The organism is Synechococcus sp. C9 (assembly GCF_022984075.1).
In the GTDB taxonomy this organism is placed as follows: domain Bacteria; phylum Cyanobacteriota; class Cyanobacteriia; order Gloeomargaritales; family Gloeomargaritaceae; genus Gloeomargarita.
The window spans coordinates 294,803-308,918 of the sequence record NZ_JALAAD010000001.1 but is presented as its reverse complement, the minus strand read 5'-3'; the positions used below and the strand labels follow the sequence as shown (position 1 = coordinate 308,918).

The window sequence follows — 14,116 nt, the reverse complement described above, 5'->3', positions numbered from 1 at the left end:
TTATCCTTCCTCATCTCGAAACAACCAAAGATGTCCATACCCCAACGCATCCCGATGAAAAGGGTCAGGCATTGGCCCCGACCGCTGCACCGGAGAACCCCGTTCCCAAAGATAAACCGCCCCCGCCGGAGTCAGCCATTCCCCCGGAGTCAACACCGTCACCCGCTTGGAGACATCCTGCCGGTCCTTCACCTTTTTCCAGGATTGCCAGGGCACCCCGGTTTCCGCCGCATAGGCCCGCACCCCCTCAGGATAGGGCACCGAATAGGTTTGTTTGCTCCACAATGCCCCGGTCAACAACACCCCGCCCGTTGCCCCGGCACATTCCTCCCCCAGCCACTCCCAACCCCGCAACCGCACCGACTGAATCGCCACCGGCATCCCCCCCGCCCCCAAAGTCCCCCACTGCGGCGGTTCATAGTCCCCCAAAACCCCCACTAAGATTGACCAGCCCGGTTCCATCAAGGTGGTCATTTCCGCAAAAAAGCCCCCCTCCTCCCGCACTTGGTAATCGTGGCGGCTGTTGTGGCTCAACGTCAGCGTCCGCCAGGGCAACTGCACCAACTCCTTTGCTTCTACCGTTTTCTCTTGCCAAAGACGGCGTAACCCCACCGCCGTAATCAGCAGGGAACCCCCCACCACCTCAATCGGTTGCCCTTCATGCTCCGGTCGAGACTGCCAATAGCCCCCCACCTCCCGCAGGCGAAAGACTTGCGTGACCTCATCCCTGCCCTCATCCAAGGCATACACCGGCAAGGGCAACGGCACATAGAAGGATTGGGGTAAAGCGAGCGAATGCCAAAACGGCCCCCACAACTGCGCCGAACTGGGCAATCCCAAACAGGCCGCCAACTGATGCCCATTGGGAGGCCAGCGACAGCCCACCTGCCCACTGTTCTGCCCCACCGGGGTCAAATTGCCCAAACTCAACGGCCCCGCCGGAGTCAAGGTCAACCAATTCACCGTATTTTCAGGCATGGTTCCGCCCTCCCACCAACTCCATCCACCGTTGCCGCTCCCGCTCCTGCCGCGCCAAAAAACCCCGCAAACTGATCCAACTCAGCCACCAATCCCAACGCTCCAGTTCCCTCGGAAACCGCCGCCGATACTCCAACACCCGATCCCACCCCTCCGGCTCAATCCCCACACTCGCCCACAAGGTCCGCATCAGGGAGCCAACCCCCAACACCGTCTGCGCCTGGGAGGATAGGCGGGTACTCTCCACATAGCCCAATAATTTCTCCCAGCGATTCAACTCCGTCTGTTTCGCATCCCGTTGCGGCTGTACCTCCTCCATCAGCAACGTCCAGAGGGGCCAGGGACACACCCACTCCAAACTCTGCCCACTGTTGAACAGCACCCGCACACACACCCGATTGCGCCCCAGCTTTTTCGCTTGCTTGTACGCCTGATTCAGGTTGCGATGCCAAAGGGATTGGGGAATCCGTCGCTGGGCAATCACCACCCCCAAACTAAAATCCATCTTTTCCCCCGGCACCGGATAAATTTCGTTCCCCCGCCGCACCCAACCATCACAGGGCGGTTCCAACGGACTCGTCACCGGATTGGGCAACCCCCGCCAGAGTTTTAATAGATCACTGGTCAATGCAACCGCCTCTGTAATGGGTCCCAGCAGGAGAAAATCATCCCCACCGGCAAAAATGACCCGCCCCAGATGGTGATCTTCCACCAGCGGATACAACACCCCATTCCAATAACTGAACAACACCGACAGGTCTAATACGTGGGGCAACTCAATTTGTCGGGGCTGAGGCGGAATCACCGGCGGTTGAATCCCCAACCCATAGCTCTGAATTTTGTCCCCATCCAGATGCCAGCGTTCCCAAGCCAATTGCCGCGCCTGATACTGGGTGCCCGATAGCCATTGCCCCATCTGGTCCCCATCCCCCCGCCAGCCTACCGTCCACTCGATCACACGCTCCCAACCCGCCAGCTTTTCGTTTTCCCACTCATCCAGCAATTCCGGTGCCTGATCCCGCACCGTCCGCCGCTCCAAAATCCTGGGATGGGCAAATCGTTGTCCCGCCCGATCCACCCCAGGGATGCCCCAATGGGTCAAGGGTTGCTGTGCAAAAATCAGTTCGTTAAACGTTTCCACCTGGTCATTCCACACCCCAGGATTCACCACTTGGGTAATCCAAGCCGCCGCCGTTGCCGTCTGATCCGGGAACCGCTCCCAGGGACAAGCCGGGGGTTGCTTCCCCCACAATTCGTGCAAAACCGACTCAATCACATCCGGGGTTGATGCCAACCGCTTCACCATCTCCAAACTGTTCAACCGCTCCTCTTTAGAAAACAAGCCCGCCAAGCCACTGCCCTCAGCCACCCGTTCCCACCAGGACTGGAGTTGCTCATCGGGTATCCCCCAAGTTCCCCCCTGATCCAGCGGCTTCAGCCCCGGGTGCCATGTGGAAAGACTGCCCGCCGTCGGACTGGTGCGCCCCCCCCACCAGGGATACTGCCACCGCCTTGCTAATTTCCGTTCCTCGATCTGTTTATGCAATCCGCCAATCTGTTCACTCAGCCCCGCCGCCCGCATCGGCTCCGACTCGGCGTACACCGTCCACAAACAGGCATGATCCCGATGAATCACCCGCCACCCGACCCCATTGAGCAACCTTGGATAACGCGCCACCACCACCCTTTCCAGGGCGGTAATCAACCGCAACCACTCCTGCCGGATCACCCGCCGTTGACCCTCAATCCACCCTGGTTGGTCGGGATGCAACCCTGTGAACACATTGGGCAACTCCGCCCGCCAAAAGCCCTCCCCCCCGCTATCGTCGGTCTGCCGCAACCATCGCACCAAATCCACCCCCTGGTGCCGGGGCAACAGCACCACCCCACCCCGCTCCTGCCAGCGATAGACCGTCACCGCCGCCAAGTAATGACACAACCAGGAGGCCACCGCCCAGTCCCGCAACCGTTGCCCTGCCCCTAAAAAGGTCTGCACCGGTCCAAAGGTCAACGCCGCCACCTGAGTCAGTTCGGGTCGGTTTTCCAAGTCCTGTTCAATCTGCCGCCATGCTTCCCGACTCGCCCCGCCGCCCCACCAAAACTGGTTGCGTAAATATCCTGATGCTTGCCACTCGCCGCTCACCGGATGGGTTGCCAACTGCGTTTCCGCTTCCGGCACTCCGCCCCCATAGAGCCGCCGCTGTTGAACCAACCATTGCTCCAAATCCATTTACGGTTGCTCCTCGATGGTTTGCACTTGCGTTTGATAGTCCCGCACCCGCTGTTGAACCTTGCCCTGCATCCCTGCCAACCCAATCAAAAACTCCAGATGACCCACCGCCACCTGCGCCGGGTGGTCTGAGTGAGTAACACATCGTAACTGCTGAGTCTTTTGATCCAAGGCTTGGTTAATCACATCCCCTTGCAGGGCATGATAAAGGTCATTCCGAATCTCGGCAAATTTAATCGTTGTACCTTGATTTAGCACCCAGCCCGGAGCATTACAATAGAAATTTTGAAATTGAACCAGAGCTGGGCTACTAGGAATAGGCTCGAACTCATAGGTGAAATCTCGATAATTTTTCTTGCCTTCAAAACTCCCTTGAGAAATACCTTTGGCAATCCCTGTGATGGGTGCAAAAACAGGCTCATGTTCATGGAATAAATCTACCGACCTATCCTCTTGACGTTGCCATACAAACTGCCCTTGCCCCTGCTGTACCAGCAAACACTTCAACACCAACTCAAACGCCCCTGCGATTCTGAAAATCCAGTGCATCCATTGCCCCCGCTCCCGAAAGGCTCGCTCACTCCAACACGCAATCGCAAGCCGCTCCAAAATTTCTGCTTCAGGATTTAGCCCCAGATTTAACGCTTGCAAATTGAAAGACACCGCCCGATCCAATCGCCAGATTTGTTTTTCCACATTCTTGTTTACATCTCCCTTCACCAATTGCAGAATCCCAGCAAAATCCTGCACTGCCAACAATTGCCGAATCTGAGGCACCTTTAACCGCCACTGCCAATGGGAGCCATCATGTTGTCTGGGTTCTTCCCCCTGCCGAGACAGATACAAAAACTCCACCGCTCGTCCCTCCAATCGTTGCTCAATTCCCCACAAATACAGGGCACTACTCAGCGCCGGAGTCCCACTACTATGCTGAATAAAAAGCGTCTCAAAAGAAAGCACTTGCCCATTAGGTAAATGAATCTGGCTATTTTGAATAAATTGGTTGAAAAACTCAGTTACTTGCTTTGCCATGCCTTCCCAATCCGCAACCCCCGATTCCACCTCAGGCGGTACCCTAAAGCGCACACAATGACAGCGAATACCCTGGTTTTCAGCCCAAGCCAGCAACACCTCTTCCCACCAATGCCCATCGGAGGAGATGATCTCCCGCCATCCTTCTCCAGTTGCAGGGTGAGCGAGAAACCAATCCGTTTGATCCGTCAAAAGCACCACCAATTCTGGGGATTCTTCTAAATACTGATGTGCCTGACGAATTAAAGGAAAATCCACACGATTCAGATTCCCTAGCAATTCATCCCTAATATCCAGAGCAATTTCTTGCATGTCATCCAGATTAAAGCCAGTAATTAGCTCCCGTCCCGGTTTTCCATCTACCAGAACATCACTCGTACCTAAAATCTGGAGTACCACGTTAGGCATATCTGCATTCCTTTTCATTCATCAACGCACCGTTCTTTGCTCAGCAGGTAGAATCCGAGGCTCTGGGGTGGCTCATCGAAATCATCAAACAGATGGGCACAGAGCCAGAAGGGGTGGTCGAACTCTTCGCAGTAGTAGGTCGCCCCGCCGTTCTCTTTGGCTAATAGAGTGGCGTGATGGTCGGTGGGGCGCTTGCGGCCTCCGTCGTAGGCAAACACCGCCAGTCGGTAGGGGGTAATGCCTTCTTCAGCCGCTATCTTGTCAATCAACTCGCTGGCACCGCCAACGAAGGGTTCCTTATACACCGCCTTATCGGCATCGTCGTAATACCATACCCCCTCCTCCTTGTAGAGGGGGGAGATGAAGTGGCAACGGCGGTAGTGAAAATGGACGGCACTCACAGGAACAAACTCGCTACAGATAGCCTGAATGTCCTTTTTGAGTTCTTCGATTTCTTTTTCGTTCATACTTGGGTATTTGGTAAGGGTAGGTGGTATTCTTGCCTAAACACGCTGGCGTTGCTGAATGATGGCAATCGCAAAGTATCACGGGGAAAATGCCGCCCCTACAGGATGTGAAATTAGCCACAAACTGTAATTCATACTTCCATCATGCAACACCCCAATAGATAGAAGTGTCTTTAAGTAGCAGTGCGAAAACTTTCCAAAGCCTCCCTAATCGTGTGGCAAGAAGTATCCTGATTCTGGCAAAGTCGAGCTTGATATTCTAAAATTTTGACCGTATTTTCATTCGTTTGCACACCTGGGTCAGCGAGCAAACTATTCACCAAATCCATTGCATCCCCAAGCCGTTCTCCCCGCCTGAGAATATCCACCAACATCATCCCCGTATTGATGTCCCCAGCTTGGCTACCGGTAAAAGGTTGCAAAGTTAACAACCGATTGGCTACCTGGTTGCGAAGCTCCTTAGCCAGTTCGTGATTGCCCTCATCATCGCAGACCCAAGCCGCACACAAAATCTGGTTAGCTGCTTGCAGATGGTCATCGGGGTAAAACAGGGCATCACAGAGAAACAACCGAGCGAGAAACGGATATTTCTCATTAGTTAAAATGTTTCTGTACTCGTGAGAATTCATCAATGCGTGAGCATTCGGGCGCAATTCATCTATAGTCCTATTGATGTAGCTACAGTTCTCACAGTACTGTAACCAAAAGTGCATGGTACTCCGTTTCATTTCTGGGGGCCGTCCATCCAGGTCAGGGTAACCAAAAGCATTCGTACTCATCAGTTTGGAATATGCAAAACTAGTCCCACAAACAGCACAAATGCATTCAATCGAGTAAATTCTGGTCATACTTTTAGCTCCTATTAATCACTGCCTCTTCTCATTTTATCAAAGACTAGAATTAATCCCTTCCATAAATTCAATGATACAGTCTTTTAAGTGCTTATGGGATACAGTTGAACCCCACTTGCCGTGAGTCAATTATTCTGAGCCTTGAGAATGATGGAGGCTTTTTGTATCCTTTAATTGATAAATAGACTGTAATCTGAGATTGCACAACAGTATAAAATGCACGAGGAGGGAATTGAACCCACATACCGGCGATTATGAGTCGCTTGCCTTACCAGTCGGCCACTCGTGCAGGCTGATACAATGGCATGAGTTATCCTAACAGAATCATGGTGCAGTCAAAACGGTGGATGGGGATTGTCACCCTGGGCATGATGGCACTGGCGGTCATCGGGGGGGGGGTGTCGGCTTGGCTGGGCTATCGGATCGGTCAGGAAGCGTTGGGTAAGGTTCGTCAACCCGCAATCAATCCCGCCGCTACCAACGCCAATGATGACCCAGAACCATTCCGTTTGCTGACCGAAGATGAGGTCATTCAGCAGGTGGGGGTGGTCATGGGGACCAGCCAGGTCACGCCCATTAACCCGACGGCGGTTCGCCCTGACCCAGCAACTCGTTTGCCCCTGTTGGCGGTGCAAGAGGGGGGGGTGTACATTGCCCTCGAACAGATCGAAGCGGTGGGCGACCAAGCGGTGTTGGTACTGCGGATTCAGAATGAACGGGCGATGGCAGTACAATTGCAACGGCAGTTTCTGGTGCGGGACAACCAGGGGAATATCCTCGACCCGGAAATCGAAGGGCTACCGGTGCAGTTGGCTCCCGGCAATCAGGCCACGGCAATTCGGGTGAAACTCCCGGTGAGTTTGGGTAAAGTCCGGGTGGGATTGACCGATGTGGGGCAGACCATTCCCTTTATTGAACTGCGGGATATTGCCCTGGAACAAGCCCAAGCCCCTGCCAGCCCCAGCCCTACCCCTAGCCCCGAAGCAGTACCATCCCCAGGTCAATAATAATAATTACACCAATAATGCCGGACTTATATTAGGGTACTTCTATAGCCATCCTAAGTGAGAATAGAATAGGGGTCGCAGGGGCACCGCCCCCGTGTTTAGTTCTGGGTAATAGGGGCATTCCCAGGATGGGATTGATGATTGGTGTAAATAAATTAAATATAAATTAAATAGAGGTGCCCTTAATGCCCCACCTACTGTTTAGGGATAATTCCCTGGACAAATTGCTCCATTCCCGCTTGATAAATGGGGAGTGAATCCAAAAAACCTTCGTTGTGACTGCCTTGAATTTCTAAGAAAAATTTGGGTTCATTCGCCGCTTCATACAACCTGCGCCCGTGGTGAAACGGAATAATTTCATCCTGGGGACTGTGAATAATTAAAACCGGCAGATGAATTTGCCCCAAACGCTCTAAATTGTTGTACTGAAATTGGGCAATCAGATCAATGGGCATCAGGGGAAAAAGCTCTTTGGCTCGGTCGGGAACACTGGTAAAAGTTGACCCTAAAATTAACCCCGCCGGTTGATATTTCGCCGCTAAATAGGTAGCAATTCCCCCGCCTAAAGATTCCCCATAAATAATAATCCGTTGGGGAGCAATGCCCCGGGTTTGGGTGAGATATTGCCAACTGGCGGCCCCATCTAAATAAGTGCCCGCTTCGCTCGGTTCCCCCTCACTTTCCCCATAACCCCGGTAGTCAAAAAACAGGCTAGCCAAGCCCATTTGTTGAAAAATCCGAATGTAGGGCAGACGATAGCTGATATTTCCCCCATTCCCGTGGGCAAATAAAATCACTGGAGCCTGGGGATTTTTTCCGGGAATCCACCAAGCGGCAATCCTCACCCCATCGCTGGTCATGAGGCGCAGGTCTTCGTAGTCCAACCCCGTATCTTTGGGGGTATTGATGATTTGACGACTGGGGAAATACATCAGCCGGGCTTGACCGAATAGCAACACCAACAATAAACCCACATAAATCCCTCCGAATAGGCGCAAACCCCGGAAGAGCCATTCATACCAGGAATTTGCACCCATCGGTTAGGTCAATAGCCCCTCTTTTTTGGCCATGTGAATCAGTAAATCCAACACCCGCCGGGAATAGCCCCATTCGTTGTCGTACCAGGACACCACCTTGAAGAAATTGGGGTTTAACTCGATCCCCGCCCCGGCATCGAAAATGCTGGAATGGCTATCCCCGTTGAAATCCGTGGAGACCACCTCCGCTTCCGTGTAACCCAAAATGCCCCGCAGAGAACCTTCACTGGCGGCTTTCATGGCGGCGCAAATCTCTTGGTAACTGGTGCTCCGTTCGGTTTTGAAGGTCAAATCCACCACCGAGACGTTGGGGGTCGGCACCCGGAAGGCCATGCCCGTCAACCGCCCTTTCAAAGCAGGCAACACCAGGGCCACCGCCTTGGCCGCCCCCGTGGAAGAGGGAATGATGTTTTGGGCGGCTCCCCGTCCCCCCCGCCAGTCCTTGCGGCTCGGGCCATCCACCGTGGGTTGAGTGGCTGTGTAGGAATGCACCGTGGTCATCAAACCCTCCGCCAGGCCAAAGGTTTCGTGGATCACCTTGGCAATGGGTGCCAAACAGTTGGTCGTACAACTGGCATTGGAAACAATTGTGTGTTGGGCGGGGTCGTATTGCGCCTCATTCACCCCCATCACCAGGGTCGCCACCTTGTCCGGGTCCTTGGTGGGGGCCGAAATCACCACCCGTTTGGCTCCGGCACTCAGATGCTTGCTGGCACCCTCATAGGTGGTAAAAATCCCGGTGGATTCCACCACATAATCCGCCCCGACTTTGCTCCAGGGCAATTCCGCCGGGTCCTTGCTGGCAAAACAGGGGATAAACCGGTCATTCACCACAATCCCATCTTCCCTGGCTTCCACCTGGCCCGCAAACCGCCCGTGGGTGGAATCGTATTGCAGGAGATAGGCCAAATTATCCGGCGGCACCAAATCATTCACCCCCACAAATTCGATATGGGGATCACCGACCCCGGCGCGAAACACCAGGCGACCGATGCGCCCAAAACCATTAATTCCTACCTTTAAGGTCATCGTCGTTGCCTCCAAAATCAGAACAAAAACCCATTCACGATTAGCACTCGATTAGGTACCAGGGCGGGAACGCAATTCGGGATTCAGATGGTTCCGATCCCCCATGAATTCCAACAGGGGCCCGTACTGGGTAAACCGCACCAGGCTGACCGAGGCCACCAACACATTGATCCGGTCCCGATACCGCCCCAGGTCAATTCCCAGCAGACTGCACAAAATAATCCGCAGGGTGGCCTTGTGGGACACCACCAGCACCGGCCCCTCCGTATAGTTGGCTTCGATTTCAGCCATGACCGCCATCGCCCGGGTCGCAATTTGTACCGCCGTTTCGCCCCCCGTGGGACTGTTCCAAGCGGGTTCGGTCATCCAGCGGATGTAGTCCTCCAGATGATGCTGCTTCACCCACTCCGGGGTTTGCCCCTCCCAAACGCCGTAGTACCCCTCCTTCAACCCGTCCCGCAGTTGCAAAGACAGCCCCACCGCGTTTGCCAAGGGTTCCGCCGTCGCCACCGCCCGCCGCATGGGACTGGCAAAGACCGCCTGCCAGGGTAAATGTTGGTACGCCTGGGCAAATTCCACCGCCATTTTCTGCCCCTCGCTGGTCAACTCCGGGTCGAGATGGCCGCAGTAGCCACCGGTTTGGCTGAAGGTGGTTTCCCCGTGCCGCAGGAAATACAAATGCAGTCCCATAACACCCCCTAAAGACGCTGACCGGCTTGGTTGTGGTCGTAGGGTTTGACCTCGATGGGTACCGGCGAGACGTGCCAAATGTCTTGGCAATACTCCTGCATACTCCGGTCTGAGGAGAAAAACCCGGTGCGGGCCGTGTTCAGAATGGACATCCGGGTCCACCGCTCCGTATCCTGGTAGGCTTGGCTGACCTGGTCCTGGCAGTCCACAAAGGATTGAAAATCCGCCATCAGGAAAAACGGGTCATGGTTGAGCAGTGAGTCCACAATCGGGCGGAACAGGGAGCTATCCCCCCGGGAGAACATCCCCCCGGCGATCTGGTCAATCACCTCTTTCAGCACCGGGTTGTTGTTGTAATATTCCCAAGGTCGGTAGCCGTGCGCCCGCAGTGCCATGACTTCCTGGGCATTTAAGCCAAATAGGAAGAAATTTTCCGCCCCCACCTTCTCCCGGATTTCCACATTCGCCCCGTCCAGGGTGCCGATGGTCAAGGCTCCGTTCATGGCAAACTTCATGTTCCCCGTCCCGGAGGCTTCCTTCCCAGCGGTGGAAATTTGCTCCGAGAGGTCGGCGGCAGGAAACACCCGTTGGGCAAATTTGACATTGTAATCCGGCAAAAACACCACCTTGATTTTCCCCTGAATATCCGGGTCATTATTCACCACTTCCCCGATGGAATTAATCAGTTTGATGATCAATTTGGCCATGAAATACCCCGGTGCCGCCTTGCCCCCAAACAGGAAGGTGCGGGCGGGGATATTCAGGTGCGGGTCACGTTTGAGCCGGTTGTACAGGGCAATAATATGCAGGGCTTGCAAATGTTGCCGTTTGTACTCATGGATGCGCTTGATTTGCACATCAAAAATCGAGTCCGGGTTGACCAGAATGCCCGTGCGCTCTTGGATGTAGCCCGTCAGGTCTTGCTTGATCGCCTGTTTGATGGCTCGCCATTCCTGCCGAAATTCCGGGTCATGGATGTGTTCTTCCAACCGTTGCAATTCGTCGTAGTGGGTGACCCAGGTTTTGCCAATGCGGCTGGCGATCAGCTTGCTCAACCGCAAATTGCTCAAGAGCATCCAGCGCCGGGGCGTGACCCCATTGGTTTTGTTTTGGAACTTGTCCGGCCACAGGTCGTAAAAATCCTTCAGCACCGTTTGTTTCAGCAGGTCCGTGTGCAGGGCCGCCACCCCATTCACCGCCATACTGCCCACCGTCGCCAGATTCGCCATGCGGACGTAGCGTTCGCCACTTTCATCAATCAAGGACATCCGCTGAATTTTGCCCGCATCCCCCGGGAACCGCTCCCGCACCAAATCCAAAAAGCGGCGGTTGATTTCGTAAATAATTTCCAGATGCCGGGGCAATAGGGAACCAAACAAACTCAACGGCCAACGCTCCAGGGCTTCCGGCAAAAGGGTATGGTTGGTGTAGGCGCAACTGCGGGTGGTGATGTCCCAGGCCGTATCCCAATCCACCCCGTATTCATCCAGCAACAACCGCATCAATTCCGCCACCGCCACCGCCGGGTGGGTGTCATTTAGTTGGATAGCGAATTTTTCATGAAAGCGGGTCACCGGCAACCCCTGCCCTTTGAGGATGCGGAACATATCCTGCAAGGAACAGGAAACGAAGAAAATTTGTTGAATCAGGCGCAGGCGCTTGCCCTGGAGGGGTTCATCGTTGGGGTAAAGCACCTTGGTGACGTTTTCAGAAATGATTTTTTCATCCACCGCCCCGTAGTAATCCCCCCGGTTAAAGGCAGTGAAATCAAAGGACTCCGGGGCTTCCGCCTTCCACAGGCGCAGGGTATTAGCCGTATTCACCAGATAACCCAAAATCGGCGTGTCGTAGGGCACCCCCTTGATCACCTGGTAGGGATGCCAGCGCACCCGGTACTGCCCCTGTTCATCCGTGTAGGCTTCCGTATGCCCGCCCAATTTCACCTCCACCGCCCATTCCGGTCGGGGCAATTCCCAGGGATTGCCAAAGCGCAACCACTTATCCGTAATTTCCACCTGCCAGCCGTCCCGGATTTCCTGGTCAAAAATGCCAAATTCGTAGCGAATCCCATAGCCAATCGCCGGAATTTGCAGGGTCGCCAGGGAGTCCAAAAAACAGGCCGCCAACCGCCCCAACCCCCCGTTGCCCAGCCCCGGTTCCTCCTCCTGGTACAGCAGGGACTCAAAATCCAACCCCAGTTCCGTAATCGCCTGTTTGACCTGGTCGTAAATCCCCAAATTGATCAAATTATTTCCCAGGTGCGGCCCCATCAAAAATTCCGCCGAGAGATAGCACACCGTCCGGGAGCGCTGGGTGGTGTAGGTCTGCGCCGTGCTGATCCACCGTTGCAACATCCGATCCCGCACCGTGTAAGCCAGTGCCATATAATAATCATTCTCGGACGCAATTTGGGGAAACTTGCCCTGAATGTAGAACAAATTGTCCATAAAAGCTCGTTTCAGCGTTTCCACGCTCAACCCAGTCCGGTCATCCTCATACTGGGAAGCTACGGGCATCGCAGTCGTCATAAAAGCACCTGGAGAATCGGTATCATACAGACACCCCAATTATGGGCGGAGTCCCTCCCAGGGTGCCATTTCTTCAGCTTTTGTTTAAGACTCTTGTCCCCCCAGCGGCCAGCCAAGCGGTCAGGGCCACCGCCAGGGCATCAGCGGCATCATCCGGGCGGGGAATCCGCTCCAGGGTCAATTCCTGCGCCACCGCCTGTTGCACGGCCTGCTTATCCGCCTTGCCATACCCCGTCAGGGTTTGCTTGACCACCGGCGGGGCAAATTCCACCAGGGACAGCCCCCGTTGCGCCAAAACCAGCAACAAGACCCCCCGCGCCTGCGCCACCGTGATCGTATTCGCCATCCGGTAAAAAAATAACTTCTCAGCCGCTACCTGTGCCGGTTGCCATTGTTCTAACAACGTATGCACATCTTCGTAAATCGTACACAGGCGTTCTCCCAGGGATTGGTGGGCAGGGGTGTGGATCACGCCAAAATCCCGCATGACGGGGCGTTTTTGTTCAATATCAATTACCCCGTACCCCAGGGTCGCCAGTCCGGGGTCAAAGCCAAGGATGCGGGTCATCCGCCGCCCACAATCGTCACCACTTCGATTTTATCCCCCGGTTGGATCGGAGTTGTTGCCCACCAAGGGCGGTGCAAAATTTCCCCGTTGTACTCAATCACGACGGGTTTTTGATGCCACCCACATTCCGCCAGTAACTCCGCCACCGAGAGACCGGGGCGATGGGGATGGGCAGTGCCGTTGAGCCAAAAGGCGGCGGTGGTGGTCATTATCCTAGGTCTGGATCACACCCAAGGGGGTATGAACAGTTTACCGCATGGGGACGGGGGATTTGGCTAAAACGTGAACGTGGTGCGTAACACCCCCACCGTTACCGTCTGAGCGTCCCAAGCGGTGGGATTCCCCTCGGGATTGAAGATGAAAAAGACACCGGGGGTCACGCTGATGTTTTGGTTGATTTGGAAGCGGTAATAGGCTTCCAGTTGCCAAGGGGTATCGGCACCCGCAGCGGTGGGGGATGTCAACAGGCTAGCGGACGTTCGATAGAGGGGGCTACCAAACATCAATCCAGCGCTCCCCGGCAGTCCTGGGTCCCTCACGTGTAGCCCGATCATCCAGGACAACAAATTGGCATAGTTGCCATCCGTAAAGGTTTCGGACATGATATAGGCACCGTAACCCGCCAGGGAGAATTTGGGGAGAAATTCCCATTTGAAAGTCCCCCCCACCCCATTGATGCGAATCGGACTACTCAAAGGACTATCCAACGCCGTGATAATATCCGCATTGGTGAGGGAGGTGCCCAACACATTGATTTGGTGGTAGGCATTGGCGTAGGTCAGGGCAGCCTGGAAATTTTTGAACGGGGTAAACGTCAACTGGGTCATCACCACCGTACTGCCCCCAAATAACCCCGATCCCAGCAACGTCGCCGGGGTGTCTCCCGGTTGTTGGGCATTGGCACTGGCATAGGCTAGGGTCCAGTTGATCCAGTCATTGGCATTCCAGGTAAACCCAACAGCCGAGGCATTGCCGATACCAGAAGTCCCGGTGGAAAGCCGCAAAATCGGATTGACTTGCCCCCAGCGGGACACGGCTTCACTCCCTTCCCCATAAAAGGGCAACACCGTCGGAAAGGCATCGGTGGTTTCCACCTTGGGTGCCACAAATAGGGTCATCCCCTTCACCCCAGGTGCCGGAAATAGATAGGCTAATTTATACAGGGCGAGGGTACCAGGAGTGTAGAGAGCACTGTTTTGGGGATTCAGGTATGCAAACCCCGGCGTGTAACTGAGGTTGGTGACCCCGTTATTCAAAACCGGTACCGTCGTCACCCCCAAACTGCCGTTGT

Annotated in this window: 13 protein-coding genes and 1 tRNA gene; 1 reads left to right on the top strand and 13 read right to left on the bottom strand. The window is 54.7% G+C overall.

Annotation, left to right across the window (positions count from 1 at the left end; all coding sequences use genetic code 11):
- From MLD66_RS01570 to MLD66_RS01545, 6 genes are all read right to left on the bottom strand, one after another.
- The gene (locus MLD66_RS01570; RefSeq protein ID WP_247215189.1) at nucleotides 1-978 is read right to left on the bottom strand and encodes a type III-B CRISPR module-associated protein Cmr3; all 978 of its coding nucleotides are present in this window, start codon (nucleotides 976-978) and stop codon (nucleotides 1-3) included.
- Complete coding sequence (locus tag MLD66_RS01565) at nucleotides 971-3,208, bottom strand: type III-B CRISPR-associated protein Cas10/Cmr2 (RefSeq protein ID WP_247215188.1); 2,238 nt, start codon at nucleotides 3,206-3,208, stop codon at nucleotides 971-973. Before MLD66_RS01565 ends, MLD66_RS01570 begins: the two co-directional genes overlap by 8 nt.
- Nucleotides 3,209-4,648, bottom strand: coding sequence for a hypothetical protein (locus MLD66_RS01560; protein WP_247215187.1), 1,440 nt, complete (start codon nucleotides 4,646-4,648; stop codon nucleotides 3,209-3,211).
- Between the two features lie 14 nt (nucleotides 4,649-4,662).
- Nucleotides 4,663-5,115 (bottom strand): DUF6717 family protein, encoded by a 453-nt coding sequence (locus tag MLD66_RS01555; protein ID WP_247215186.1) that lies wholly within the window; start codon nucleotides 5,113-5,115, stop codon nucleotides 4,663-4,665.
- 173 nt (nucleotides 5,116-5,288) lie between these two features.
- Nucleotides 5,289-5,744 carry a hypothetical protein gene (locus tag MLD66_RS01550; RefSeq protein WP_247215185.1) on the bottom strand — a complete coding sequence of 152 codons (456 nt, stop codon included), beginning with the start codon at nucleotides 5,742-5,744 and terminating at the stop codon, nucleotides 5,289-5,291.
- 439 nt (nucleotides 5,745-6,183) lie between these two features.
- Nucleotides 6,184-6,255: transfer RNA gene (locus MLD66_RS01545), tRNA-Ile, on the bottom strand.
- A 37-nt stretch (nucleotides 6,256-6,292) separates the two neighbouring features.
- Between MLD66_RS01545 and MLD66_RS01540 the strand changes: the two genes are divergently transcribed.
- Nucleotides 6,293-6,973: a hypothetical protein gene (locus tag MLD66_RS01540; protein WP_247215184.1), complete on the top strand. Its 681-nt coding sequence runs from the start codon at nucleotides 6,293-6,295 to the stop codon at nucleotides 6,971-6,973.
- A 194-nt stretch (nucleotides 6,974-7,167) separates the two neighbouring features.
- Here the strand turns inward: MLD66_RS01540 and MLD66_RS01535 are convergent, their stop codons facing one another.
- From MLD66_RS01535 to MLD66_RS01505, 7 genes are all read right to left on the bottom strand, one after another.
- Entirely contained in the window at nucleotides 7,168-8,010 is an 843-nt protein-coding gene (locus MLD66_RS01535; RefSeq protein WP_247215183.1) for an alpha/beta hydrolase, read from the bottom strand.
- Between the two features lie 3 nt (nucleotides 8,011-8,013).
- On the bottom strand, nucleotides 8,014-9,039 hold the full coding sequence (gene gap, locus MLD66_RS01530; protein WP_247215182.1) for a type I glyceraldehyde-3-phosphate dehydrogenase: 1,026 nt from the start codon (nucleotides 9,037-9,039) through the stop codon (nucleotides 8,014-8,016).
- A gap of 51 nt (nucleotides 9,040-9,090) precedes the next feature.
- Complete coding sequence (locus MLD66_RS01525; protein WP_247215181.1) at nucleotides 9,091-9,729, bottom strand: histidine phosphatase family protein; 639 nt, start codon at nucleotides 9,727-9,729, stop codon at nucleotides 9,091-9,093.
- Between the two features lie 8 nt (nucleotides 9,730-9,737).
- Nucleotides 9,738-12,257: a glycogen/starch/alpha-glucan phosphorylase gene (locus MLD66_RS01520; RefSeq protein ID WP_247215180.1), complete on the bottom strand. Its 2,520-nt coding sequence runs from the start codon at nucleotides 12,255-12,257 to the stop codon at nucleotides 9,738-9,740.
- A 73-nt stretch (nucleotides 12,258-12,330) separates the two neighbouring features.
- The gene (gene ruvC, locus MLD66_RS01515) at nucleotides 12,331-12,825 is read right to left on the bottom strand and encodes a crossover junction endodeoxyribonuclease RuvC (RefSeq protein ID WP_247215179.1); all 495 of its coding nucleotides are present in this window, start codon (nucleotides 12,823-12,825) and stop codon (nucleotides 12,331-12,333) included.
- Nucleotides 12,822-13,034: a sulfur carrier protein ThiS gene (gene thiS, locus MLD66_RS01510; protein ID WP_247215178.1), complete on the bottom strand. Its 213-nt coding sequence runs from the start codon at nucleotides 13,032-13,034 to the stop codon at nucleotides 12,822-12,824. Before thiS ends, ruvC begins: the two co-directional genes overlap by 4 nt.
- 66 nt (nucleotides 13,035-13,100) lie before the next feature.
- A complete protein-coding gene (locus MLD66_RS01505) occupies nucleotides 13,101-14,099 on the bottom strand; it encodes an iron uptake porin (RefSeq protein WP_247215177.1) in 999 nt (332 codons plus the stop codon).
- Between the last annotated feature and the right edge of the window lie 17 nt (nucleotides 14,100-14,116).